Annotated in this window: 20 protein-coding genes; 9 read left to right on the forward strand and 11 right to left on the reverse strand. The window is 69.1% G+C overall.

Going from position 1 to position 23,317, the window contains the following annotated elements:
* Positions 1 to 2 precede the first annotated feature (2 nt).
* Positions 3 to 998, forward strand: coding sequence for a tyrosine-type recombinase/integrase (locus KLK06_RS05800; protein WP_214634252.1), 996 nt, complete (start codon positions 3 to 5; stop codon positions 996 to 998).
* A gap of 558 nt (positions 999 to 1,556) precedes the next feature.
* Positions 1,557 to 2,408, forward strand: a complete 852-nt coding sequence (locus KLK06_RS05805) for a hypothetical protein (RefSeq protein WP_214634253.1) — start codon at positions 1,557 to 1,559, stop codon at positions 2,406 to 2,408.
* A 68-nt stretch (positions 2,409 to 2,476) separates the two neighbouring features.
* Here KLK06_RS05805 and KLK06_RS05810 read toward each other — a convergent pair whose 3' ends face one another.
* Both KLK06_RS05810 and KLK06_RS05815 read right to left on the reverse strand, forming a co-directional pair.
* Positions 2,477 to 2,836 (reverse strand): YbaB/EbfC family nucleoid-associated protein, encoded by a 360-nt coding sequence (locus KLK06_RS05810; protein ID WP_214634254.1) that lies wholly within the window; start codon positions 2,834 to 2,836, stop codon positions 2,477 to 2,479.
* Between the two features lie 26 nt (positions 2,837 to 2,862).
* Positions 2,863 to 3,177: a hypothetical protein gene (locus tag KLK06_RS05815; RefSeq protein WP_214634255.1), complete on the reverse strand. Its 315-nt coding sequence runs from the start codon at positions 3,175 to 3,177 to the stop codon at positions 2,863 to 2,865.
* A 172-nt stretch (positions 3,178 to 3,349) separates the two neighbouring features.
* Between KLK06_RS05815 and KLK06_RS05820 the strand changes: the two genes are divergently transcribed.
* Positions 3,350 to 3,745, forward strand: a complete 396-nt coding sequence (locus tag KLK06_RS05820; protein WP_214634256.1) for a hypothetical protein — start codon at positions 3,350 to 3,352, stop codon at positions 3,743 to 3,745.
* A 50-nt stretch (positions 3,746 to 3,795) separates the two neighbouring features.
* Here the strand turns inward: KLK06_RS05820 and KLK06_RS05825 are convergent, their stop codons facing one another.
* Complete coding sequence (locus tag KLK06_RS05825) at positions 3,796 to 4,950, reverse strand: RtcB family protein (RefSeq protein WP_214634257.1); 1,155 nt, start codon at positions 4,948 to 4,950, stop codon at positions 3,796 to 3,798.
* Positions 4,951 to 5,165: 215 nt separating this feature from the next.
* On the opposite strand from KLK06_RS05825, the gene KLK06_RS05830 reads away from it, so the two are divergent.
* From KLK06_RS05830 to KLK06_RS05840, 3 genes are all read left to right on the forward strand, one after another.
* Positions 5,166 to 5,783, forward strand: coding sequence for a hypothetical protein (locus tag KLK06_RS05830; RefSeq protein ID WP_214634258.1), 618 nt, complete (start codon positions 5,166 to 5,168; stop codon positions 5,781 to 5,783).
* 134 nt (positions 5,784 to 5,917) lie between these two features.
* Complete coding sequence (locus KLK06_RS05835; protein ID WP_214634709.1) at positions 5,918 to 8,152, forward strand: ATP-dependent RecD-like DNA helicase; 2,235 nt, start codon at positions 5,918 to 5,920, stop codon at positions 8,150 to 8,152.
* Positions 8,153 to 8,321: 169 nt separating this feature from the next.
* Positions 8,322 to 9,494, forward strand: a complete 1,173-nt coding sequence (locus tag KLK06_RS05840; protein WP_250904937.1) for an Ig-like domain-containing protein — start codon at positions 8,322 to 8,324, stop codon at positions 9,492 to 9,494.
* Between the two features lie 7 nt (positions 9,495 to 9,501).
* On the opposite strand, the gene KLK06_RS05845 is transcribed toward KLK06_RS05840, so the two are convergent.
* The 3 genes from KLK06_RS05845 to KLK06_RS05855 form a co-directional block, all read right to left on the reverse strand.
* Positions 9,502 to 10,233 carry a TetR/AcrR family transcriptional regulator gene (locus tag KLK06_RS05845; protein WP_214634260.1) on the reverse strand — a complete coding sequence of 244 codons (732 nt, stop codon included), beginning with the start codon at positions 10,231 to 10,233 and terminating at the stop codon, positions 9,502 to 9,504.
* 72 nt (positions 10,234 to 10,305) lie between these two features.
* Positions 10,306 to 10,659 (reverse strand): hypothetical protein, encoded by a 354-nt coding sequence (locus tag KLK06_RS05850; RefSeq protein ID WP_214634261.1) that lies wholly within the window; start codon positions 10,657 to 10,659, stop codon positions 10,306 to 10,308.
* A gap of 104 nt (positions 10,660 to 10,763) precedes the next feature.
* Positions 10,764 to 11,393, reverse strand: a complete 630-nt coding sequence (locus KLK06_RS05855) for a cyclopropane-fatty-acyl-phospholipid synthase family protein (RefSeq protein ID WP_250904938.1) — start codon at positions 11,391 to 11,393, stop codon at positions 10,764 to 10,766.
* Positions 11,394 to 11,576: 183 nt separating this feature from the next.
* Here KLK06_RS05855 and KLK06_RS05860 point away from each other — a divergent pair, with 183 nt between their 5' ends.
* Positions 11,577 to 12,515 (forward strand): TauD/TfdA family dioxygenase, encoded by a 939-nt coding sequence (locus KLK06_RS05860; RefSeq protein WP_250905055.1) that lies wholly within the window; start codon positions 11,577 to 11,579, stop codon positions 12,513 to 12,515.
* Here KLK06_RS05860 and KLK06_RS05865 read toward each other — a convergent pair whose 3' ends face one another.
* The 3 genes from KLK06_RS05865 to KLK06_RS05875 form a co-directional block, all read right to left on the reverse strand.
* Positions 12,516 to 14,624 (reverse strand): transglycosylase domain-containing protein, encoded by a 2,109-nt coding sequence (locus KLK06_RS05865; protein ID WP_214634264.1) that lies wholly within the window; start codon positions 14,622 to 14,624, stop codon positions 12,516 to 12,518.
* Between the two features lie 101 nt (positions 14,625 to 14,725).
* Positions 14,726 to 15,937 carry a cytochrome P450 gene (locus KLK06_RS05870; RefSeq protein ID WP_214634265.1) on the reverse strand — a complete coding sequence of 404 codons (1,212 nt, stop codon included), beginning with the start codon at positions 15,935 to 15,937 and terminating at the stop codon, positions 14,726 to 14,728.
* Positions 15,938 to 16,006: 69 nt separating this feature from the next.
* A complete protein-coding gene (locus KLK06_RS05875; protein ID WP_308168115.1) occupies positions 16,007 to 16,936 on the reverse strand; it encodes a radical SAM protein in 930 nt (309 codons plus the stop codon).
* A gap of 99 nt (positions 16,937 to 17,035) precedes the next feature.
* Here KLK06_RS05875 and KLK06_RS05880 point away from each other — a divergent pair, with 99 nt between their 5' ends.
* Entirely contained in the window at positions 17,036 to 17,401 is a 366-nt protein-coding gene (locus KLK06_RS05880) for a multidrug efflux SMR transporter (RefSeq protein WP_308168116.1), read from the forward strand.
* 128 nt (positions 17,402 to 17,529) lie between these two features.
* Complete coding sequence (locus KLK06_RS05885) at positions 17,530 to 20,757, forward strand: BTAD domain-containing putative transcriptional regulator (protein WP_308168117.1); 3,228 nt, start codon at positions 17,530 to 17,532, stop codon at positions 20,755 to 20,757.
* An 11-nt stretch (positions 20,758 to 20,768) separates the two neighbouring features.
* On the opposite strand, the gene KLK06_RS05890 is transcribed toward KLK06_RS05885, so the two are convergent.
* Together KLK06_RS05890 and KLK06_RS05895 are read right to left on the reverse strand one after the other, a co-directional pair.
* On the reverse strand, positions 20,769 to 20,930 hold the full coding sequence (locus tag KLK06_RS05890; RefSeq protein WP_214634266.1) for a hypothetical protein: 162 nt from the start codon (positions 20,928 to 20,930) through the stop codon (positions 20,769 to 20,771).
* Positions 20,927 to 23,200 carry a DPP IV N-terminal domain-containing protein gene (locus KLK06_RS05895; protein WP_214634267.1) on the reverse strand — a complete coding sequence of 758 codons (2,274 nt, stop codon included), beginning with the start codon at positions 23,198 to 23,200 and terminating at the stop codon, positions 20,927 to 20,929. Before KLK06_RS05895 ends, KLK06_RS05890 begins: the two co-directional genes overlap by 4 nt.
* Positions 23,201 to 23,317 lie beyond the last annotated feature (117 nt).

The following is a 23,317-nucleotide window of genomic DNA, read 5'->3' on the forward strand; positions in this document are numbered from 1 at the left end:
GCATGGTGAGCGCTGAGCTGCTCGAGCAGCCGAGCGGCGCCCTGACGCTGCCGCTCGACCTGCCGCCGCTCGTCCTCGACCTGACCAGGGCCTGGCTGTGGTCCTACGGCAAGAACACGCGCGAGGCCTACGAGAGGGCGATCCGCCGCTGGCTGGCCTTCTGCGCCGAGACCGGCCTGGACCCGCTGCAGGCCCGCAAGGCCCACGGCGACGTGTTCGCCCGCTGGTTCGTCGAGACAGCCGGCAAGCCACCGAAACCGAAGTCGATCGCGCAGCTCATCTCGGCCGTGTCATCCTGGTACGACTACCTCGCCGGTGAAGAGGTGCTCGACGCCAACCGGTTCAAGAACACGCGGCGACCGAAGATCCCCCGCAAGCACTCCGAGACGATGGCCCTCACCAAGACCGAGGCCCACGCCGTGCTCCAGGCCGCCGACGTCTACCGGGTGGCCGACCGTGGCGGCAACGCCGAACTGCTACGGCTGCGCGCCGCCGCGCTCATCCGGCTGTTGTTCCAGGTCGGGGTACGCGTCTCGGAGGCGATCGACGCCGACGTCGCCGACCTCGGCTCGGCCCGCGGCTACCGCACGCTCCGCATCACCCTCAAGGGCGGCACGAAAATGCTGGTCCGCAAGCTGCCGGTGGAGACGACGTACGCCCTGGACACCTACCTGGCATACCGGGCTCACCGGGACGGCGTCGAACCGCGCGAGCTGCGGGGCCCCCTGTTCGCCACCAGCACGGGGCGGCGCTGGTCACGGTCGAAGGCGTACGAACTGGTGCGGCGGGCCGCGAAGCTGGCCGGCGTCGAGTCGAAGGTCACCCCGCACACGGCCCGCCACACCTACGCCTCGCTCGCCGAAGAGGCGGGCGTACCCATGCGGACGATCCAGCTCGACCTGGGCCACCAGGACGTGTCCACGACGGAGATCTACACGGCGGGCCGGGATCGGCTGGAAAAGGACGCCTCGCAGATTGTCGCCTCAGCCATCGAGTAGAAACCGTTGGCCGAGATCCTCGGGTCCCTGTCTGTGCGTTAGCTGCAGGAGCGCAGCTTCTGCGAGTTTGATGGCGTGACCGACAGGTGCGGCATCCGCACTCTGGGTGAGGCCGAATGGGCCGGGTCGCAACTCCGCCGGGGTGGGCCTCAATGCGGCGGTCGTAGTGCCGTTAGTCGTCGTGGCCATGCCGGGATTGCCCTTTGGGTTTCGATCGAGTAAAACCTGCGTATCTTCTGCCGCCGGCCCAGACTTCCCGTCCTGGGAAATGGCGCTCCGCGCAACGATGCCGCGATGGTGGGACCGGCCTTCCGGGGCTAAGGTAATCCGCAGGATGATCGGGGTGCCGAGGCCGGGACAATTCACGAGGGCCCGCGGGTGTGCGGGGGTCCTGGCCGGTGGCCCGTCGCCTGGTCCACCGAAGGACCCGGCAGATCCGACCGCTCGAGCGCGCCGGATTGATCTTCATCCCTGACCTGGAGAAAGGCTTCGCACGTGAGTCCAATGCCGTCCGGAAAAGCGCTCCCGGTGGGAGGATTCCTCCTCTCCGCCGCGGGCATGACTGCGATCGTCTGGCAGATGCTGGCGGTCACATTTCCTGACGGGGATCCGGAAAAGGCACGCCAGGCGGCGCAATTGTTACGACAGTTGGCGACGCGGGTGGATACCAGCGAGGAAACGGCCGTAGGAGCCGCGACCAGCCTGGGGCAGCATAATTTGGGCGCCGGTGTAGCTGCCTTCGAAAAATATTTCTGGACCGAGATCGCCCCTTACCCGGTGCGATTGTCGGCGTATTTGCGCGGACTGGCCGACGCGGTGGACGACTACGCCGACATGCTGGCCCAAGTCCAGCACGCACTCCATTCGATGGCGATCACCCAATGGCTGGAACTGCTGATGTTCTTCTGTTGGCCGGGGGTCGAAAGGAAGATCAAGTTTTTCCTCGACTGGGCGCAGCGCAAGGCGCAGGCGCGGCTGCTGAAGAAGCTACTCGAGCATGCGGTGGCAAGGCGCCTCCTGCACGCCACCGTGGGCACGAGCGTCTACACGGTTCTCGACCAGTTGATCGTCGACGGGGTCAAGGGGGCGAGGGGCGAGGACATGGGGTCGTGGGGCGACCGCGGCGAGTACATGCTGAAGAACTTCGCGGCGTGCATGGTCTTCTACAACGTGGACCCGGCCCATTTCGGGAAAAACGCCTTCAAGATCCTGCCGAAGAACGAGGCGGCACGGAACGCCGTCGTGTTCACGACCGGATCCACCGTCTTCACCATGACGGCAAACGCGCTCAACAACCCCGGCGCCGTGGTCGATGACCCCTGGAGTCTCACGCCCACGTGGGAGCAGATGCTCGCCAAACTGACGGTGGCAGGAGGCCAGGACCAGTTCAAGCGCTGGCGGGGCTACTAGCAGTCGCCACCGGCCAAGTAGCCGGTGCCGACTTCGCCGACATCACCAAGAGCCAGGAGATCGGCTGCTCAGCGCTGTTCCCGGCTGAAGCGCCGGGCCTCCTCCGCGAACGGAGTCAGGCCGCCGACCATCATCTCGCTCATCTGCCTGGCCGCGTCCGTCGCGGCGTTGTTCGCGGCGGCGAGAACGGCTTCGGCCAAGGCCTCCGAGCCGAGCCTGAGCGCACGAGGATTGATTTTCAAACCGCTCAACGCCCCGCTCGGCAGCACCTCGACCTCCACTTCGCCGTTGGCCGCCTCGCCTCTGCCGCGAAGAGCGTTGAGGTTCTCCTGCAATGCCTCCAGGGGCCGCGTTTCTGCCTGAAACTCGGCCAGAAGCCGGTTGATCTCGGGGTCGACAATGGGAATGCCGTCATAGGGTGTGGCCATCAGATCTCCAATAGGTGTGCGTTACGTCAGGAACTGATCGTGCCGTCCGGCGGCGAGAACTTGGGCGGATCGGACACCTTCGGCAGGGCTTGGACAGTGGCCCAGTTCGCGATGTCGACGGCGGTTTTCATGCTGGCCAACCGGTCGGCGATCTCCGAATATACGGCACCGAGCTTTCCGGTGTAGTTGCCGGCTTTCTCGAGCCCTTTGGAGTAACCCTCTCTGAACCTTTTTCCCGCCTCGTCGGTGCCGGCGAAGTCGCCCAGGCCGGCGATGTCGTCGAGAATCTTGCGGGCGTCCCGCAGGAGATCGGTGTGCTCGTCGTTGAACGCGCCGACCACGTTCTTGAAGTTGGTCTTGTCGGTGAGCGACTCCGAACCAGCACTGCCGCTGCCCGGCCCTTCCGGCGATGGGACAGGATAGCGCGGCGCCGATGGCCCAGCCGTGGGAGACGCCTCCGGCCCAGGCGCGCTGGGGGACGTCGAGGGCGACGGACTCCCCGGCTGAGTGGGCGTGTCCGAAGGCGAGGGACTCGCCGACGAAGAGGGAGACCCGGAAGGCGACGGACTCTCCGACGGAGAAGGCGTTCCGGAAGGCGAGGGACTCTCCGACGGAGAAGGCGAGTCAGACGGAGAAGGCGAGTCGGAGGGCGACGGACTGGCCGACGAGGTGGGCGACTCGGAAGGCGAGGGACTCGCCGACGAAGGACCAGGAGATGGGCTGGGCGAAGAAGTGACCGTGGGCGACGGGGATGGAGCGGTGGAATCCGCCGGAGGCATGACGTTCTCCTTATTCGGTACTGCCTGTCACATTGTCGCAAGCGCAGGACAGCGGCCACTCTACGCAATTGATCACATCTCGGGCGGGTCGTCGAAGTGTCCCAGGTCCGACAAGCCCGTGCGCAGATGATCCGGGACACCACGAAGAACGGCCCCGCACCGCGTGGTCGAGAACCGGTATCAGCCCTTGTAGTTGAAGACCTGACGCAGCGTGTGCTGAACGGTGACGAGGTCCTTCTGGTCTTCCATGACCTGGTCGATCGACTTGTACGCTTCCGGATGCTCATCCACCAGAGCCCCGGCGCGGTCGGCGTTCCAGGTGCGATCTCCCATCGCCTCGGTGAGCGAGGCGGCGGTGAGCTTCTTGCGCGCCTCGGTACGGGACATGCGCCGTCCCGCGCCGTGGGAGCAGGAGTTGTAGGAGGCGGTGCTGCCCAGGCCGGTCACGATGTAGGAGCGGGTGCCCATGGAGCCGGGGATGATGCCCTCGTCCCCGCTGGCGGCCTTGATCGCTCCCTTGCGGGTGATCCACATGTCGCGGCCGTGGTAGCGCTCCATCTGGGTGAAGTTGTGGTGGGCGTTGATCGTGCGCAGCGCGCAACCGTGTCCGACGATCTGGAACAGGGAGGCGACCAGCACCTCGGCCATGCGGGCGCGTGAGGCCATGGCGTAGCGCTGGGCCCACAGCATGTCCTCGATGTAGGCGGTGAACTGCGGCGTGCCCTGCACGAGGTAGGCCAGGTCCGGGTCCTCCAGCTCGATGAACCACTGCTTCATCAGCTGCTTGGCCTGGCTGATGTGCTTGGTGGCGAGCTGGTTGCCGATGCCGCGCGAGCCGGAGTGCAGCACCGTCCACACGTGATCGCGCTCATCCAGGCAGACCTCGACGAAGTGGTTGCCGGAGCCGAGCGTCCCGAACTGCGCGATGACCGTGTGTTCCTGCTTGCCCGTCAGTGAGGTGCTGGGCGTGCCGATCGCGTTGAGCGAGGCGTCGGTGGACGGGTCGTCATGGCCCTGGCCGACGCCGGCCGGAATGCGCTGCTCGATGAGCGGCATGAGCGCGGCCAGGGTGTCGGGCAGGTCCGCGGCGGTCAGGTCGGTTTCGGTGGCGACCATGCCGCAGCCGATGTCCACGCCCACGGCCGAGGGGATGATGGCGCCCTGGGTGGGGATGACCGAGCCGACGGTGGCGCCCATGCCGACGTGAGCATCAGGCATCAGCGCGACGTGGCTGGGGACGAAGGGCAGGCGGGCGGCGCGGGCGGCTTGTTCGATGGTGCCCGCCTCGATGTCGCTGGCCCAGGAGAGCAGGCCCGGTGCTACTCGCTGCGGCATGAGGGACCGCCCTTCTGCTTGATGATCTCGTAGCAGCGTATGCGACTGGAGCGCGGTGATCGCCACTGGTTTGTCAGCGGCGTCCGCCACGAGCCAGCCGACACGGACGATCTCGTGCATCACCTGAACCCGGCCCAGGTTCTCCTACTTACCCTCCGTGATATTGAGATCACGCCAAAATGGCGGATGAGGTTGCCGTCATGGGGGAGCCGTCCGTGAAACGTTTACGTGAATGGGTGCACAGGGACGCCGGTTGGGCGGCCGTGTGCCTAGCGCTGTGGGGGCTCCTGGTCGCCATTGTGGGGGTCGTCGTGGGTGGAGCCGCGCTGGGACGCGACTACTTCAACATCACAGCCACGCCGTCTCCTTCGGCATCCCCGACACCCTCGATATCGATCACACAACCGCGGCCCACGCCGGCCAAGACAGCAGATGGGCGAAAGCCGAAGCCAAAAACCGAACCGACTTCCCACCCGGTTTCGCCCACGTCGGCAACGGATTCACAGACAGAGCCGGAAACCGTACCGACTTCCGAAGGATCGGTGCCGAAAGGGCTGGTGGGCCGGTGGATCGGCAGGGGCAACCAGTACGCCTATGACGACTTCACCCACGAGGTGGATGTGACTCTGACAGCCGATGCGGAGTTCAGACTGAGTTTTGGCGGCGGCGCCACCAATGACGAGGGCGTTTTCGAGGCGGACAGCCGCACCATCATCTTCCAAGGCCAGACCGGTTCCTATGAATGGCAATGGCGAATGTCGACGTATGCCGGAAGGAAGAAGCTGACCATCATCAATAGCGGAGGCGGGCAATACGTGCTGTACAAGCGGTGATGTACAGCACGGCTCGCCGTAGCCGATGCATCGCCGCGCAAGCGTACGACTCGCCCGTGAGGTGCCTCACGCGGTGGCCGGGGCCAAGCCGATCATACGGCGGCCCACCGATGCTGCTCTACGCTGGCTCGGGAATGGTCGGAAGTGAGGTTTGTGTGAAGCCTGGCGCGGATGGTCAACTCGCTGCTCATATCGATGCGGTCTTGGAACGCATCACGTATGCCAACGAGGAGAGCGGCTACACGATCGCGCGCGTGGCCACCGACCGGTCGGGCGCCGAGCTGCTGACCGTGGTAGGACCGCTGCTGGGCGCGCAGGTCGGCGAGTCGCTGCGGCTGAGCGGCCGCTGGACCTCCCATCCCAAGTACGGCAAGCAGTTCGAGGTGTGGTCGTATGCCACCGTGCTGCCGGCCACCGTCCAGGGCATCCGCCGCTACCTGGGCTCCGGCCTGATCAAGGGCATCGGGCCGAAGATGGCCGAGCGGATCGTCGACCACTTCGGCACCGCCACGCTGGAGGTCATCGAGCAGGCGCCCGAGCGGCTGGTGGAGGTGCCGGGCCTGGGCCCCAAGCGGACCAAGCTGATCGCCGCCGCCTGGGAGGAGCAGAAGATCATCAAAGAGGTGATGATCTTCCTGCAGGGGGTGGGCGTGTCCACCTCGATCGCGGTGCGCATTTTCAAGGAGTACGGCGAGGGCTCCATCTCCGTCGTCAAGAGCCGGCCGTACCAGCTGGCCGACGACGTGTGGGGCATCGGCTTCAAGACCGCCGACACCATCGCCCAGGCGGTCGGCATTCCCCATGACAGCCCTGAGCGCGTCAAGGCCGGGCTGCGCTACACCCTGTCGCAGGCCGCCGACGACGGCCACTGCTACCTGCCCGCGCCCAACCTCATCGGCGACGCCGTCAAGATCCTCGAGGTGCCCGCCGCCCTGGTCGCCGACTGCCTGGAGGAGCTGGTCGGCGAGGAGGGCGTGGTACGCGAGGAGATCCCGGCCGGCGACAACGTCGTGCCGGCGGTCTACCTGGTGCCCTTCCACCGCGCCGAGCTGTCGCTGGCCTCGTCGCTGCTGTCGCTGCTGCGCGGCGGCCACGACCGGCTGGCCGCCTTCGCCGAGGTCGACTGGGAGCGGGCCGAGCAGTGGCTGCGCGGCCAGACCGGCGCCGACCTGGCCACCGAGCAGCGCCAGGCCGTACGGCTGGCGCTGACGGAGAAGGTCGCGGTGCTGACCGGCGGGCCGGGCTGCGGCAAGAGTTTCACCGTGCGCTCCATCGTGACGCTGGCCCGCGCCAAACGGGCCAAGGTGATCCTGGCCGCGCCCACCGGCCGGGCCGCCAAGAGGCTCGCCGAGCTGACCGGCCACGAGGCGACCACCGTGCACCGGCTCCTGCAGCTGCGGCCCGGAGGGGATGCCACCTTCGACCGCGACAATCCCCTGGACGCCGACCTGGTGGTGGTGGACGAGGCGTCCATGCTGGACCTGCTGCTGGCCAACAAGCTCGTCAAGGCGGTCGCGCCCGGCGCCCACCTGCTGTTCGTGGGGGACGTGGACCAGCTGCCCTCGGTCGGCGCGGGCGAGGTGCTGAAGGACCTGCTGGCCGCCGAGGACATCCCCCGCGTACGGCTGACGCAGATCTTCCGCCAGGCCCAGGAGTCGGGCGTGGTGGTCAACGCCCACCGCGTCAACACCGGCCTGCACCCGAAACTGGAGGGAATGACGGACTTCTTCCTGTTCCCGTGCGAGGAGCCGGAGGAGATCGCGGCGCTGACCGTCGACGTGGTGGCCCGGCGCATCCCCCGCAAGTTCGGCCTCAACCCGCGCCGCGACGTACAGGTGCTGGCCCCCATGCACCGCGGCGCCGCCGGGGCCGGCGCGCTCAACATCGCGCTGCAGGAGGCCCTGACCCCCTCCCGCGAGGACCTGCCCGAACGCCGCTACGGCGGCCGGGTCTTCCGCGTCGGCGACAAGGTCACCCAGCTGCGCAACAACTACGAAAAAGGCGCGGCGGGGGTGTTCAACGGCACCGTCGGCATCGTCGTCGACATCCGTCCCGACGAGCAGAAGCTGAGCGTCTTGACCGATGAGGACGAGCAGGTCGAGTACGCCTTCGACGAGCTCGACGAGCTCGCCCACGCCTACGCCGTCTCCATCCACCGCTCCCAGGGCAGCGAGTACCCGGCCGTGGTCATCCCCCTGGCCACCAGCTCCTGGATGATGCTGCAGCGCAACCTGCTCTACACCGCGATCACCCGGGCCAAGCGGCTGGTCGTCATCGTCGGGTCGCGGCGCGCGCTGGCGCAGGCCGTACGGACCAAGGGCGCCGGGCGGCGGCACACCAGCCTGACCCACCGCCTGGCCCAGCACTGAGGATTTTTCCTCTTTACCCCTGTGGCGCGCGGTTGACCTGGTGTTCTCAGCAACAAGTAATTCAAACGTTACCGAACTATCCCAAACTCATCCGCGTCTTACATGCAGGAGCATTAAGGTCTTTGACATTGACTTTGCTGTTATGGGGGAGAGGACTGACTTGAACGTCATGCCCGGTTGGAGGACGCCCGTCGCGGGCATGGCCCTGCTCGCGGCCGCGGTATTGACCGCATCCTGCTCGAGCGCTCCCACCGCCGCGCGCAACGCCGAGGCGGCCAAGGCGACCACCTCAGCGACCCCCGAGGCGCCGACGATCAAGATCACGCCCGCGGAAGGCAGCTCGAAGGTCAGCCCCGAGAAGAAGATCGTCGTGACCGCCGCCGGCGGCACCCTGGACGAGGTCGTGGCCGAAGGCGGCGGCAAAACCGTCGAGGGCACCTTCAACGCAGACAAGACCAAATGGGTCTCCAAGGGCGCCCTGCGCCCCTCCAGCTCCTACACCATCAGCGCCAAGTCCGGCGTGACCAGCGCCGCCAGCACGTTCAAGACGCTCACGCCCGAGCGCGAACTCCAGGTCGCCGACGTCACGCCGAACGCCAAGGGGGAGACGGTCGGCGTGGGGGCACCGATCATCGTCACCTTCAACCAGCCCGTCAGCGAGAAGGCCACCGTCGAACGCGCCCTGGAGGTCGAGGCGCAAAAGCCCGTCGACGGCGCCTGGCGGTGGATCAACGACACCACCGTCATCTACCGCACCGCCAAGTACTGGCCCGCCCACCAGAAGGTCACCTTCAACGCCCGCCTGGCCGGCGTCAAGGGCGGCAAGGGCCTGTACGGGGTCAAGGACTACGACACCTCCTTGAAGATCGGCGCCAGGGTGATCAGCAAGGTGAACACCAAGAAGCACATGATGTACGTCTACCGCGACGGCAAGCGCGTGCAGACGATGCGCATCAGCGCCGGCATGGCCACCACCCGCGAGTACACCACCACCTCCGGCGTCCACCTGACCATGGAGCGCGGCAACCCGGTCCGCATGATCTCACCCGGCCGTAAGAAGGGCGACCCCGGCTACTACGACGTCATGATCAACCACGCCGTGCGGATCTCCAACTCCGGCGAGTACGTCCACGCCAAGGACAACGTCTGGGCCCAGGGCCGCTCCAACGTCAGCCACGGCTGCATCAACTCCCGCCCTGACCAGGCCCTGTGGTTCTACAACCACTTCCAGCGCGGCGACGTCGTCGACATCGTCGGCACCACCCGCGAACTGGAGTGGAACAACGGCTGGGGCTTCTGGCAGTTGCCCTTCTCCAAGTGGAAGAAGGGCAGCGCCCTCTAAAGCGGCCTCACGATCGGGCGAGCCGGGCCGCCAGGCCGTCCAGGACGCGCTCGACGCCGTAGGCGAAGTTCTCCTCGCGCAGGTGCCGCGGGTCCTGGCCTTGGCGCGCGGCGTAGCCCTCGCGCAGCAGCGGGTGCTCGCGCACGGCCTGCTCGGCGGCCGGACGCAGGCTCTCCAGCAGGTCCTGCTCGCTCTGGCCGCTGCGGGCGAGCAGGGCGAGGTAGGCCGCCTCGCTGAGGGTCATCCCGATGACGTAGGCGATGATCGTGTTCATGGCCTGGTCGGCCTCGCCGGGATCGAAACCCGCCGCCTGGAACAGGGCCAGCAGCCGCTCGGACTGCCCGGTCAGGTTCGGCCCGAGGCCGGCGAGCCCGACCTGGCCGAGTACCGACACCAGCCAGGGGTGGCGCAGGATCATCGAGCGCAGGCTGTGGGCGCCGGCGGCGATGGCCGCCCGCCAGCCGGCCGCATCGCCGGCGCCGGGCACCCGCATCTCGCCGTAGACCTCGTCCACGACCAGTTCGATCAGCTCGTCCTTGTTGGCCACGTGCCGGTAGAGCGAGGTGGCCCCGGCGCCCAGCCGGGTCCCGAGGCTGCGCATGCTCAGGGCGTCGATGCCCTCGGCGTCCAGCAGCGCGACGGCCTCGGCCACGATCCGCTCGCGGCTGAGCGCCGGCTGCTCCCGCTTGGCGCGCGGGCGGGCCCACACCGAGGGGATGGGGTGCTGGTCGGCTGGCATGCGGGCTCTCCTCTGCTTCCCGGGCCACCATAGCGTACATCGTGCGCTCCTGCGAACAACCGACCTCATGCGTCAGACGGCTATGGCGGGAGCCGCGCGGGCCGAACCGATGCCCCGATCGGCCTTGCCCAGCCGGAACCGCACCTTGCCCTTCAGCACGGTCCCCGACTCCGCCAGCCCCTCGGTGAGGCCCTCACCCGGAAACAACGTGAACGTCCAGCGCTCATTCGCCTCGCAGTCAGGCAGCTCCCGGCCCCCCTGCAGCACCCGGGCACCCCACACCTGACGGATCATCAACCCCCTGGTGTCGACGCCGCCCACCGTGAACGCCCGCGCGGCCTCGTTCACGATCTGCTCGTAACTGCCCAGCGACGGCCCGTACGCGCCGGTGACCGTGACGACCATGGCCCACGGCCCGCCGGACACCACCCCGACCCGGCCAATCTCGCGATCTGCTCGGCCTTGAACGACATCTGGCTCCCCGGCTCCGAAAACGCTCCGACTCTACCGGCGGCCCGACCCGTGGGCGCTCAGCCCGGCTGGCTCACCCGCCGTACCTTGAGCGCGTTGTCCGTCCGTACGACCTGCTGCCCGTCGGGACCGACCTGGGTGCGCTCGTGCTCCCCGCTGAGCAGCACCTCCCACTGCCCCTCTTCCAGTTCCAGAGCCTCCAGCACCTCATCAGGGGTAGGAAAGCGCAGGTCGTGATGGTGATCGTGCTCCCACGGCGGGAACCCCGCGTGGCCCACCACGAGCAACACCCCGCCCGGCGCGACCGCGGCGGCGGCGGTCCGCAGGACCTCCTCCCGCGGCAGATCCCCGTGAGAGTGCAGGAACTGCGCGGAAACCAGGTCGAAGACGCCGTCGGGGAACGAGGTCGCCAGGTCGTGCCGCTGCCAGTCGATCCGCTCGGCGACCCCCTCCCGCACCGCGTGCCGGGCCGCCCGCTCCAGGGCGACGCCGGAGATGTCGACGGCGGTGACCCGCCACCCGCGCCGCGCCAGCCACACGGCGTCGGCCCCTTCGCCGCAGCCCAGATCCAGCGCCCTGCCCGGCTCCAGGTCGGCGGCCTCACGTACCAGGATGACGTTGGGGTCCCCGCTCCAGATCTGATCGCCTTCACGGTAGCGAGCGTCCCAGAGCTCTGTGTCATCGGCCATCTGCGCGTCCTCCTCGGTTGCCGGGTGGAGTACCCGCATCGGATGCTCCACCCACGCCCTGCGGCCAGGCAAACCTCTTTGCCGAACCCGCAAACACCTGCTTTCCGCCGTGCGCGATCAAGGGGTGCCACGCCCGAGCGAGACAGGCAAGGTGAGTGGGAGCCGGGAAAGGGTGGTGGCGTGATGGTGGCCGTGCACGTGCTGGGGCCAGGCCAGTGGCTGGGAGCCGAGATCCGAGACAGTGACGCCTGGAAGGTCCCGCTCACCGCCGAGCACCGGCAAGAACTGCTCGACGCCGTACGGGCGGCCGGGCCGCGGTTGGACGCGATCACCCCCGCCGACTTCCCGCTGCCGACGCTCGAGCCCGTCCTGCGGCAGGTCCGTGACGAGCTCGCCGACGGCCGCGGGTTCGTCCTGGTCCAAGGGGTGCCCGTCGAGGCGATGAACCAGCGGCAGTGCGAGATCGCCGCGCTCGGCCTCGGCTGCCACATCGGCCAGATCGTCACGCAGGGGCCCGGATCGGCGCCGCTGAGACACGTACGCGACACCGGCGCCGACCCCTCCCAGCCGCGAACCCGCAGCTACCAGCACAGCGGACGGCTCGGCTACCACAGCGACCCCACCGACGTCGTCGCCCTGCTGTGCCTGCGCCCGGCGATGTCAGGCGGCCTCAGCACCGTCGTCAGCTCCGTGGCGGTGCACAACGAGGTCGTCCGCACCCGCCCGGACCTGGCCGAGGTGCTCTACCAGCCGTGGTGGCACGACCGGCGCACCGGGGAAGGCCCCGACAGCTTCTTCACCAAGCCGCTGTGCACGCCACGCGGCGACGGCAGGGTGTCGATCTCCTACGGGCCCGACTACATCCGCTCGGCCCAGCGCGGCGCCCACGTGCCGCCGCTGACCCCGGCGCAGCGCGAGGCGATGGACCTGCTCGACCGGCTGACCGGCGACCCCCGCTTCGCCCTCACCATGGACCTGCGGGAGGGCGACCTGCAGTTCCTCAACAACCACCTCGTCCTGCACGGCCGCACCGCCTATGAGGACCACCCGGAGCCGCAGCGCCGCCGCCACCTGCTGCGCCTGTGGTTCACAGGAGTGATGACGCCCCCGGCCAAGCCCTGATCACCCGGCCGGCTTGTGGCGGGCCGGGGCGCAGTCCTTTTCGCAGCCGCCGAAGCGGGCCAGGTTCACCGGCGTGAACCGGGCCGGCGCCACGCCCCGCAGCGCGGAGGTCATCGTGTCCTTCCAGATCGGGCCGGGCAGCGAGGCACCCTGAACCGCGCCGTAGGAACGGCCGCCGATGGTGAGGCCGGTGAGCTTGTGCCGCTGCGAGCCGCGCGGGTCACCCACACTGACCGCCCCGGCCAGGTCAGGGGTGAACCCGGCGAACCAGGCGCTGGCGTACCCGTCGGTGGTGCCCGTCTTGCCGGCCGCCGGCCGGCCGATCCCGCCGACGCCGCGCATCGTGCCGCGGGTGAACACCCCGGACAGGATGTGCGCGGTCGCGTCGGCGACCTGCGGATCCAGTACCCGCTCGCACCGCGGCCCGTAGGCGGTGCTCCTGCCGTCCGGGCCCGTGACGGAGGTGATGGCCATGGGCGGGCAGTAGGTTCCCCGCGCGGCGATGGCGGCGTAGGCGGTGGCCACCGTCACCGGGTCACTCTCGTTGACGCCAAGGGTGAACGTCTCGACCTCGCGCAGCCTGGCCCCATCAGCCCGCTTGACACCCAGCGACTGGGCGGTCTGGACGGTCGCGCACAGGCCGACACGCTCCTGCAGCGCCATGAAGAAGGTGTTGACCGAACCCCAGGTGCCGGTGGCCAGCGTCTTGAAGCCGGGCGAGCCCTCGTCGTTGGTGACCGTCCAGGACGGATCGCCGACGTTGCGGCCGGCGCAGTCGGTGAAGGTGGCATAGCCGGGCGCGGTGTAGCCGGCACCGGCGGTGATGCCGTCGTCGATCCTCATGCCCCGCTTGAGCGCGGTGATCAGGGTGAACGTCTTGAACGTCGAGCCCGGCTGGAAGCCGATCAACCCGCCGTGCTCCCGGTCGGCCACCGCGTTGTAGGAGATCTCGTCGCGGCGGGCCGAGCCGCCGAACGGACGGCTGGCCGCCATCGCCTTGATCCGGCCCGTACCCGGCTCCACCAGCGCCTCGGCCGCCAGCACACGATCAGAGGCGAAGACCCGCTTCTTGATCGCCGCCTCGGCCGCCCGCTGGGCCTGGGGATCCAGCGTCGTGCGGACCCTGAGCCCGCCCCGGCTGAAGGCCTCCTCGCGCAGCCGCCGCGTCCTGCCGAAGGCGGGATCGGACAGCAGCTCGTGGCGGACGTACTCGCAGAAGTACGGATAGCGGCTGTCCTGGCAGCCGTTGGACTGCTTGACGCCCTGGTAGCCGAGCTTGCCGGCCTTGGCGGCCTCAGCCTGCGCCCGGGTGATCCGGCCCAGCTGCGCCATCCGGTCGAGCACCACGTTGCGCCGCCGCAGCAACAGCTCACGCGCCGGGGCCCCGCGGTCGGGCGCGGTCGCGTTGGGGTCCTGCACGGCACCGGCCAAGGTGGCGGCCTGCGCCAGGTTCAGGCGGGCCGCCGGCACACCGAAGAAGCGCCTGGCCGCCGCCTCCACGCCGTTGGCCCCGGCACCGAAGTAGGCGATGTTCAGGTACTTCTCCAGGATCTCGTCCTTGGTGTACTTCTGCTCGACGGCCATGGCATAGCGCAGCTCCTTCAGCTTGCGCGCGTAGCTGGCGTCCAGGGCCGCGTTCTTGCCCTTGTCGGTGTCGGCCGCATTCAGCAGAACCTGCTTGACGTACTGCTGCGTGATCGACGAGCCGCCCTGGCTGATGCCGCCCGAGGTCAGGTTCTTGGCCAGGGCGCGGGCCGTGCCCTCGACGTCGATGGCGCCGTGCTGGTAGAAGCGGTCGTCCTCGATCGCGACGATGGCCGTCTTCATCACCGCCGCGATGCGCTCCAGCGGCACAACCTTGCGGTCCTGAGCATAGAACTGGGCGATCTGGTGGCCCTCGGCGTCGTACACCGTCGTCTTCTGCGCCAGCGGCGGCTCGGCCAGCTCCTGCGGCCGCAGGTTCAGCGCCTCGGCCGAGGCGACGACCACCGCCCCCGACCCGCCCACGGCGGGCAGCACGAGCGCCGCCGCCACCACCCCGGCGGCGGTGGCGGCCACGGACAACCGGGCCAGGCTGGAGAGGCGGGTACGAGGCGGCGAGCTGGACATGGCGGCCATGACAGCACAGCCGCCCCCATGACGTCCAAGACCGATATGAACCGCCCACTGATATCCGCTCCGATATCAGCCCAGGTCAACAGCCCGGCTCGTCACCAGGTGACCCACACGTCCTGCAGCCCCCCGGACAGCAGCCCCGTACGCAGCCGCAGATCGCCCGGAGCATCACGCAGCTCCAGCCCCGGCAGCCGCCGCACCAACGTGCCCAGCACGACCTGAAGCTCCATCCGCGCCAGCGGCTGGCCCAGGCAGAAGTGCGGCCCCGCACCGAAGGCCAGATGCTGGCCGGCGTTGTCCCGACGCGCGTCGAACCGGTCGGGATCGGGGAACTTGCGCGGATCGCGGTTGGCCGCGGGCCGGCACGGGATCAGCGTCGTGCCCGCGCTGACCGCCACCCCGTCGAAGTCGACCTCCTCGGTGGCCACCCGGGGCATCCCGATCACGCTGAGCGTGCTGTCCAGCCGCAGGACCTCCTCGACCGTGCCCGCGATCAGGTCCGGATCCTCGACCACGGCCGCATACCGCTCACGCTCCGACAGCAGCATCGCCACCATGATCGCGATCATGTTCGAGGTGGTCTCGTGCCCCGCCAGCAGCAGCGCCTGCACGGTCGCGATCAGCTCCTCATGACTGAGCCGGCCGTCCTGGCTGTCGGAGATCTGCGTCAGCTCGCTGAGCATGTCGTCGCCCGGCGCCGCACGCTTCTCCTCAACCAGATTCGAGACATACGCCCCGAACTCCGCATACGCCCGCTCCACCTCGGCCTGCTCATAGCGGGTCAGCGTCAGCATGACCTGAGACCAGTACGCGAACTTGTCCTGATCCTCACTCGGCGCCCCCACCAGAGCGCAGATGACCCGCACCGGCAACGGCAGGCCCAGCTCACGCGACAAATTGCCCGGAGAAGCGCCGGCCAGCATGCCGTCCACCAGCTCATCGGCCATCCGCTGCACCCGCGGCCGCCACGCCTCGATCTTGCGGATCGTGAACGACGGACTGAGCAGCCGCCGCCACCGCCGATGCCCCTCACCCGCGATCGAGGTCCCGCTGGCCATGCGGCGAGCGAAGATCCCGCCGTCGGCCGTCGTGGACACCCGCGCGGCACCGGCCCCGCCGCGACTGAAGCGCGGATCGGTCAGCAGCAGCCGCACATCGTCGTAGCGGGTCATCAGGCCAGCCGTGTCGCCGCTGGGCAGCTGTACGTGCGCCACGGGACACCGCGCTTGCAACTGCGCCCACTCCTCGGGCGGCTGCAGAGCCTCGGCCCGGTCGAAGGGGTAACGGGAGACGGATTCGGCGGTCATGACGGCGCCCTCCTGCTTGGCTGACGGGACACCCAAGATCCTAAGGCAACAGCCTTAAACCTCGGGCGGTCAAACCAACGCCAGTTGCGGGAACCTCGGCTCCCGCTCCGGCGGCTCCGGCGGCCCCGACCGCATACCGTACATCCGGCACAACTGCCCGATCTGCCCCGTGATCCGCTCCTCATAACCGGCCGCGGGCAGCCCCGCCCGGTCATACAGCTCCTCATAGCGCTCCACCAGATGCGGATGCGCCTCACCCAACCACTCCACATACCACTGCCGCGTCCCCGGCGGCAGCCGCAACACCACCGGCTCCACCACACCGGCCCCCGCGGCCGCGATCCGGCGCACCGTCGCCGCCAGCTGATCGGCCCCGTCACTCAGCAACGGCAGCACCGGAGCCATCAGCACCCGGCACGACACCCCCGCCTCCACCAACGCCGACACCAGCTCCAACCGCGCCTGCGCACCCACCGCGCCCGGCTCCACCGCCCGCCGGATCCGCTCATCGACGAACGCGATCGACACCGCCACCTGCGCCCCCGCCCGCGCCAGCAACGCCGCATCACGCAGCACCAGCGGACTCTTGGTGTAAACAGTGAACGGCACCGCCGCCTCACCGAGCGCCTCCACGAGGCCCGGCATCAACCGATACGTCGCCTCGGCCTGCTGATAACAGTCACCACTGACCCCGACCGCCAGCGCCTCACCACCCCAGCGGCCCAGCTCGGCCCGCAGCCGCGACACCGCGTTGGCCTTCACCACGATCCGCGTGTCGAAATCACGCCCCGCGTCCAGCCCCAGCCGACGATGACCCGCGCGGGCACCGCAGCCACGGCAAGCATGGGCGCAGCCACGATAGGGGGAGACGGCCCACCGCTGGGCGATGCCCGCGGTCTGCGGCACCCGCTCGATCATCGTACGGGCCTGCGTCTCGTAGAAGCCGCCACGCAGCACCGCCCGCCGCTCGATCACCGGACGGTCGTCTGTGGCCTCCACCAACGAAAGCGCATCCCAACCCACACCCCACAGTGGAACACGTATTCGACTCCCTTTTCAAGCGCTTCCCCCCACCGGGGGAGCGGCCCCCTCCCTAAAGTGGGCAGCAGACGTACCACCACATCGGGGGAGGGCCTCACCATGGCCTGGCTGCTGCTCGCATTCGCCATCGCGGCCGAGGTCATCGCGACCACCGCGCTCAAACTCAGCGACGGCCTGGCCCACCTCGGCTGGAGCGCCGTCGTGGCCATCGGCTACCTCATCTCCTTCATCCTGCTGGCCCGCGCCCTGAAAATGCAGCTCGAAGTCGGCACCGCCTACGCCGTCTGGTCCGGCGCCGGCACCGCCGCCATCGCCCTCATCGGCGCCGCCTTCCTGGGCGAGACCCTCACCCCCCTCAAGATCGGCGGCATCCTGCTCATCATCGGCGGCGTCATCGTCCTCAACCTCGCCGGCGCCCACTGACCACCGCCTTCACGTCCAGCAAGCAGATCATCGCTGCACGCATAAGCGCAGACCCAGATGCAGCCCGCACGCTCAAACGCCTTGATCACGCGTCCCGACCAAGCCCATGACCCGGCACAATCGGTTACGTGTGGATCGCGATGCTGGGACCGCTGGAAGTCCAGGACGACGACGGCAGCCCCGTAGAGGTGACCGGCGCCCGCCTGCGAACCCTCCTGATCGTCCTGGCGCTCGAACCCGACCGCGTCGTCCCCATGACCCGCCTGATCGACGGCATCTGGGGCCCCCGCCCACCGGCAGGAGCCGTCAACGCCGTACAAGCACTCGTCTCACGCCTGCGCCGCGTCCTGCCACAAGCCCACATCGAACCCTATCCAGCCGGCTACCGGCTGGCACTCAACCCCGACGCGGTGGACGTGACCCGCTTCGAACGCCTCGCCGCCGCCGGACGCTCCGCCCTGGCCCACGACCCCGCCACAGCCGCCCGGACCCTGCGCGAGGCCCTGAACCTATGGCGCGGCCCAGCCCTGCTGGACGTAGCCGACACCGACTTCTTCCAAGCACCACTGACCCACCTGTCACACCTACGGCTGAGCGCCACGGAAGACCGCATCGAAGCCGATCTCCACCTGGGCCGCGCCGGCGAACTCACCACCGAACTGACCTCACTGACCGCCGAACACCCCCTGCGCGAACGACTGGCAGCCGCCTTGATGCGAGCACTGTGCGCGGCCGGCCGCCCCGCCGAGGCACTGACGACCTATGAACGAACACGGCAGGCACTCGCCGAGACACTCGGCGCCGACCCCTCACCCCAGCTGTCCGCCCTGCACACCGCGGTCCTACGCGGACAGGTCAGCGTCACCCCACCGCGAAAACGCGACACCGGGGGAGCGCCACCCACGAACCTGCGCGCCCCACTGACCAGCTTCGTCGGCCGCGACCACGAGGTCACCCAGATCGGCGAGCTGATCGGCCGACACCGGCTCACCACCCTCATCGGCCCCGGCGGATCCGGAAAGACCCGGCTGGCCACCGAAACCGCCCGCACCCTGCTCCACCAGCTGACCGGCGGCGTCTGGCTGGCCGACCTCGCCCCGATCAGCGACGACACCGACCTGCCACAGACGATCATGACCGCGCTGGGCATCCGCGGCCACGCCTCAGCGGGCGAGCCGATCGACCGGCTCACGGCCGCACTGCGCACCCGCGACGCACTCCTCGTCCTGGACAACTGCGAGCACCTGATCGGCCCGGCCGCCACCCTGGCCGACCAACTCCTCGGCACCTGCCCCCACCTGCGCATCCTGGCCACCAGCCGGGAACCACTCGCCATCACCGGCGAGGCCCTGTGGCCGGTCGAACCCCTCACCCTGCCCCCCGAGGACGCCGACCTCACCACAGCCATGTCCTGCGCCGCGGTCCAACTCCTCAGCGACCGAGCCGGCACCGCCCGCCCCGGCTTCGCCGTCACCGAACACACCACCTCAGACGTCGTACGCATCTGCCGCGCACTGGACGGCATCCCCCTGGCCATCGAACTGGCCGCCGCCCGGCTGCGCACCATGACCCCCCAACACCTGGCCGGCCAACTCCACGACCGCTTCCACCTCCTGACCGGCGGCAGCCGCACCGCACCACCCCGGCACCAGACCCTGCGGGCCGTGATCGACTGGAGCTGGAACCTGCTGTCCGAACAGGAACGCGCACTGCTGCGCCGCCTCACGACGTTCTCCGGCGGCGCGACCACCGAGGCCGCCGAACACGTATGCGCCGACAGCCCCGCCACAGCGCAACCATCCGAACCAGCCCATACCACCACCATCCCCGCCGATCACGTGCTCGACCTGCTCACCGCACTGACCGACAAATCCCTCCTGCTCCCTCCCGACGACACCACACCGCACTACCGGATGCTCGAGACCATCAAGGCCTACAGCCAAGAACGCCTCGACGAAGCCGGAGAACGCGACCGCATCCGCCACGCCCACGCCACCTACTTCGCCGAACTCGCCGAAACCGCCGACCCACACCTACGCCGCGCCGGACAACTCCACTGGCTCAACCGCCTCGCCGCCGACCACGACAACCTCAACGCCGCCACCCGCGCCGCCATCGCCACCGGCGACGCACAGACCGCCGTACGACTGGTCGCGGCGACCGGCTGGTACTGGTGGCTGCACTGGGCCCTCAGCGGCCACAAAGCCGAAGGCGCCCACCTGGCCGCCCAAGCACTGGCCCTGCCGGGCCCGGTCGACGACACCGTACGGGCGACCGCCTGCGCGATCGCCGCACAGTTCGAATTCAACGGCCTCGGCGACGAACACCGAGCCAAGGACTGGATCGCCACCGCACAACACCTCACCGAAAACACCAAGCACCCCCACCCCGTGGTACGACTCATCGGACCACTCGACCGGATGCTGACCAACGCCCGCGCCTCCACCGACCCACCGGCAGAGACGAAAGAACTGTTCGCCGACGAAGACCCCTGGGTACGAGCGATGGCCCGGCTCAACCGCGCCCTCACCCTGATCAACGTCGGCCGCCTGCACACCGAAGCGCACAACGACCTCCAGGCCGCCCTCACCGAGTTCCGCGCCATCGGCGAGCGATGGGGCATCACCTCCTCCCTCACCGCACTGGCCGGCCTGGCCACCTGGCGCGGCGACCTGACCACCGCCATCGCCTGCTACGAGCAGGCCATCGCCGTCATCACCGAAGCCGTCGACGGCCCAGACGCATGGCTGATGCGACTCCGACTGGCCCAGCTACGCTGGCTGCACGGCGACACCGAAGGCAGCGCCGCCGCCATCGCCGAAGTCGAACGCGACACCGAACGGATCGCCCTGCCCGACACACTGGTCGCGATGGCCTACCTCAAAGCCGACCTCGCCCGCTGGAACGGCGACCCCGCCGCGGCCCACACCCACCTGGCCCGCGCCGAGACACTGGCGCAGCACATCACCGTCAACTGGTCATTTCGCGCGATGCTCCTGGACTCGCACGGATACCTGGACGTCCTGCAAGGCGACCTCGACGCCGCCCGCACCCACCACGCCGACGCCCTGGCCTGGGCCCTGCGCTCCATGAACGCATCGACGATCAGCCAGACCCTGGTCGGCATCGCGAACCTCGCCCTGCACCAAGACCAGCCCCAGCAGGCCGCCCGCCTGCTCGCGGCCGGCGACGCGGTACGCGGCACACCCGACCTGTCCCACCCCGACGCCATCCGCGTCAAGGCAGCCACCAGAGCCGCCCTCAGCGACCGCGAACACGCCGAAGCGGCCCAGCGCGGCCGGGACGCGACCATCGCCACGGTCGACAAAATCGCCGCCCTCACCCTCGACCCCTGACCACCGCCCAGTCAGCCGTCCGTCCGAGCGACCGACAGCCTGGTCCGCCGACCAGCCGGTCCGCCGGTCGGCCGGTCCGGCAGGCCGCCGCGAGTACGCAGCGGGCCCGCGAGCCAGCCGACCGGCATCGGCTCACCACCGAGCCCGGCCAGTCGGCGCCCCGCCCAGCTCACGCATCCCCAGCACCGATGGGAACCCTGGACAGGCGATACCCCTCCGGCGGCTCCACCCCCAACAGATGACGCACCAGGAAATCCCACTTACGACGATTGACGTAATACTCGAACCCGACATACACATGCTCGGCCCGCGGCACCACCAGCAACTCGAAGTCCTTGTCGGCCGCGATAAGACGATCGACCAGCCGCAACGTCAGATCGGGCGACACCTGAGTGTCCAACCCGCCATGAACCAGCAGCAACCGGCCCACCAGCCGATCGGCGAGATCCACATTCGACGCACGGGCATACCTCTGCGCATCGAACGGCCCGTGATAGGCCTCAGCGCTCCCCGGATCGCCGTAGCGCAGATCATGCATCCCCGACTCGACCACGCCGACCTTGAACACCTCAGGAAAGTCCAGCATCGCCCGCACGGCCGCGAACCCGCCGGCCGAAAGGCCGAAGACCCCCACCCGATCCAGATCCATCCACGGCCGCCCCGCCGCCAACTGCTCCAGCGCCGCGACATGATCGGCCAGCCCCGCCTCGTCCAGCCGCCCATAGGAGGCGTCATGGAAGGCCTTGTCACGCCCCGGAGTGCCCCGCCCGTCCACGGCGACCACGACGAACCCGAGCGCGGCCACCACCTCGGCGTCATAACCGTGCCACCCGGCATCGAAGGACGGGCTCACCCGGTTGACCGCAGGAAAGGGATAGACATGATCCACAACCGGATAGCTCCGGCCCGGATCGAACCCATGCGGCCGGTACAGCACCCCATAGACGTCGCTGTGGCCGTCGGCCGCCTTGACGCAGAAGCGTTCCGGGGGAGTCCAGCCCGCCGCCGTGAGCCGGGTGACATCGGCGCGCTCCAGTTCCACCAGCACCCGCCCGTCCCAGCCGCGCACCGTGACCGACGGCGGCGTGTCGGTCGTGGACGCCGAGTCGAGGAAGTAGCCCTTGTTGTCCGCCACGATGACGACATGGTCCAGATCATCGTCGGTGATCCGCTCGAACCCCGAGCCGTCCAGCCCGGCCCGGCACACCGACCGGCGATACGGATCGGCCGCCACCAGCCCGCAGGCGACGAAGTACACCACCCGCGCCACCTCATCGACGTGCAAGATCTCCTGCACCGCCCACGACCCCGACGTCACCTGCCCGCGCGGCTCACCACTGCGCGCGTCGTACAGGTAGAGATGACCCCACCCGTCACGCTGGGAGTACCACAGCACCTCCTGCCCGCCCGGCAAGACCCTGACCATGGGAGCCTGCGACATCTGCTGGGCCGGCTCCACCCGGGTCTCGCCGCTCTCGCTCAGCACGGTCACCACCTCGCCGCTGACCGGATCGAGCCGGTGCAGCCGCAGCGTGCGCCCATCACGCGAGCGACGCAGGTAGTAGACCGCCGAGCCGTCCTGCGCCCACCAGGCCCACTTCATGAAGATCGGCGATATCGTCGGCATCTCCACCGGCTCCGCCCGCGCCGCCACCGCCGTGCCGCGCGCGACGTCCAGCACCACGAACGCGGCCAGCGGCAGCCGGTCATCGCCGGGAAACGGCTGCCGCAACGTCACCAGCGCGGGCGCGCCGCCGTCGTCCGGCATGGACTCCACCAGATGCGTCCGCCGCACCCCTTGCTGATCGGTGCGGTGCGTCAGCACCCGCCGGGAATCGGGCGACCAGGACACGGCAGGCGGCGCGTGGGGGAGCCCCATCTTCTTCAACAACGTTGAATACATGAAAAAATCAGGACTCGCCCCGTAGTCGTGGTCCGCGTCCCCATCAGCCGTCAGAGCCCACTCCCGGCCATCCTCCAGCGAACGCACCCACACATCGTGCCCCCGCCGGAACGCCACCAGCCGGCCATCCGGCGAAGCCACCTCCACCGGACCGACCGGCGCGACACCCGCGACCCGCTCACACGCGGAACCGTCCACCCGGCAGCGCCAGCGCCCGCCGAACGCGTCGAACTCCACCCCATCACCGCTCAACTCCACCCCACTCAACGGCAGCGCCGACGCATCCGCCTCCCGCCCCGAGGCCGCCGCCAGCGCGGCCGCCACCTTCTCCTGATCGAAGGCCGGCCCGCGGCTACCCGCCACCGGATCGACCAGCACGAACCTGCGGCCCTCAGCGGTGTCCACCGCGTACCAGAACCGGGCACCCCCCTCGATCCACCGCGGACTGACCTTGTCCCCGAGCACCAGATTGCCGCGGTTGTCCCGCAGCAACCGCTCAGCCGCCCGATAAGCCCCGGCATCGAGTCGCGTTGTCGTCATCTGTCGCCTCCCGTGGAAGAACTGGATCGCCGCGACCATCCCGCACCACGCTGACACCCCTTTGAGCCCCCGCTGACAGATCGTTGACACGCCCAAAAACCACCACCAGCAAGGACC

This window comes from Nonomuraea sp. NEAU-A123 (assembly GCF_018603905.1).
In the GTDB taxonomy this organism is placed as follows: Bacteria; Actinomycetota; Actinomycetes; order Streptosporangiales; family Streptosporangiaceae; genus Nonomuraea.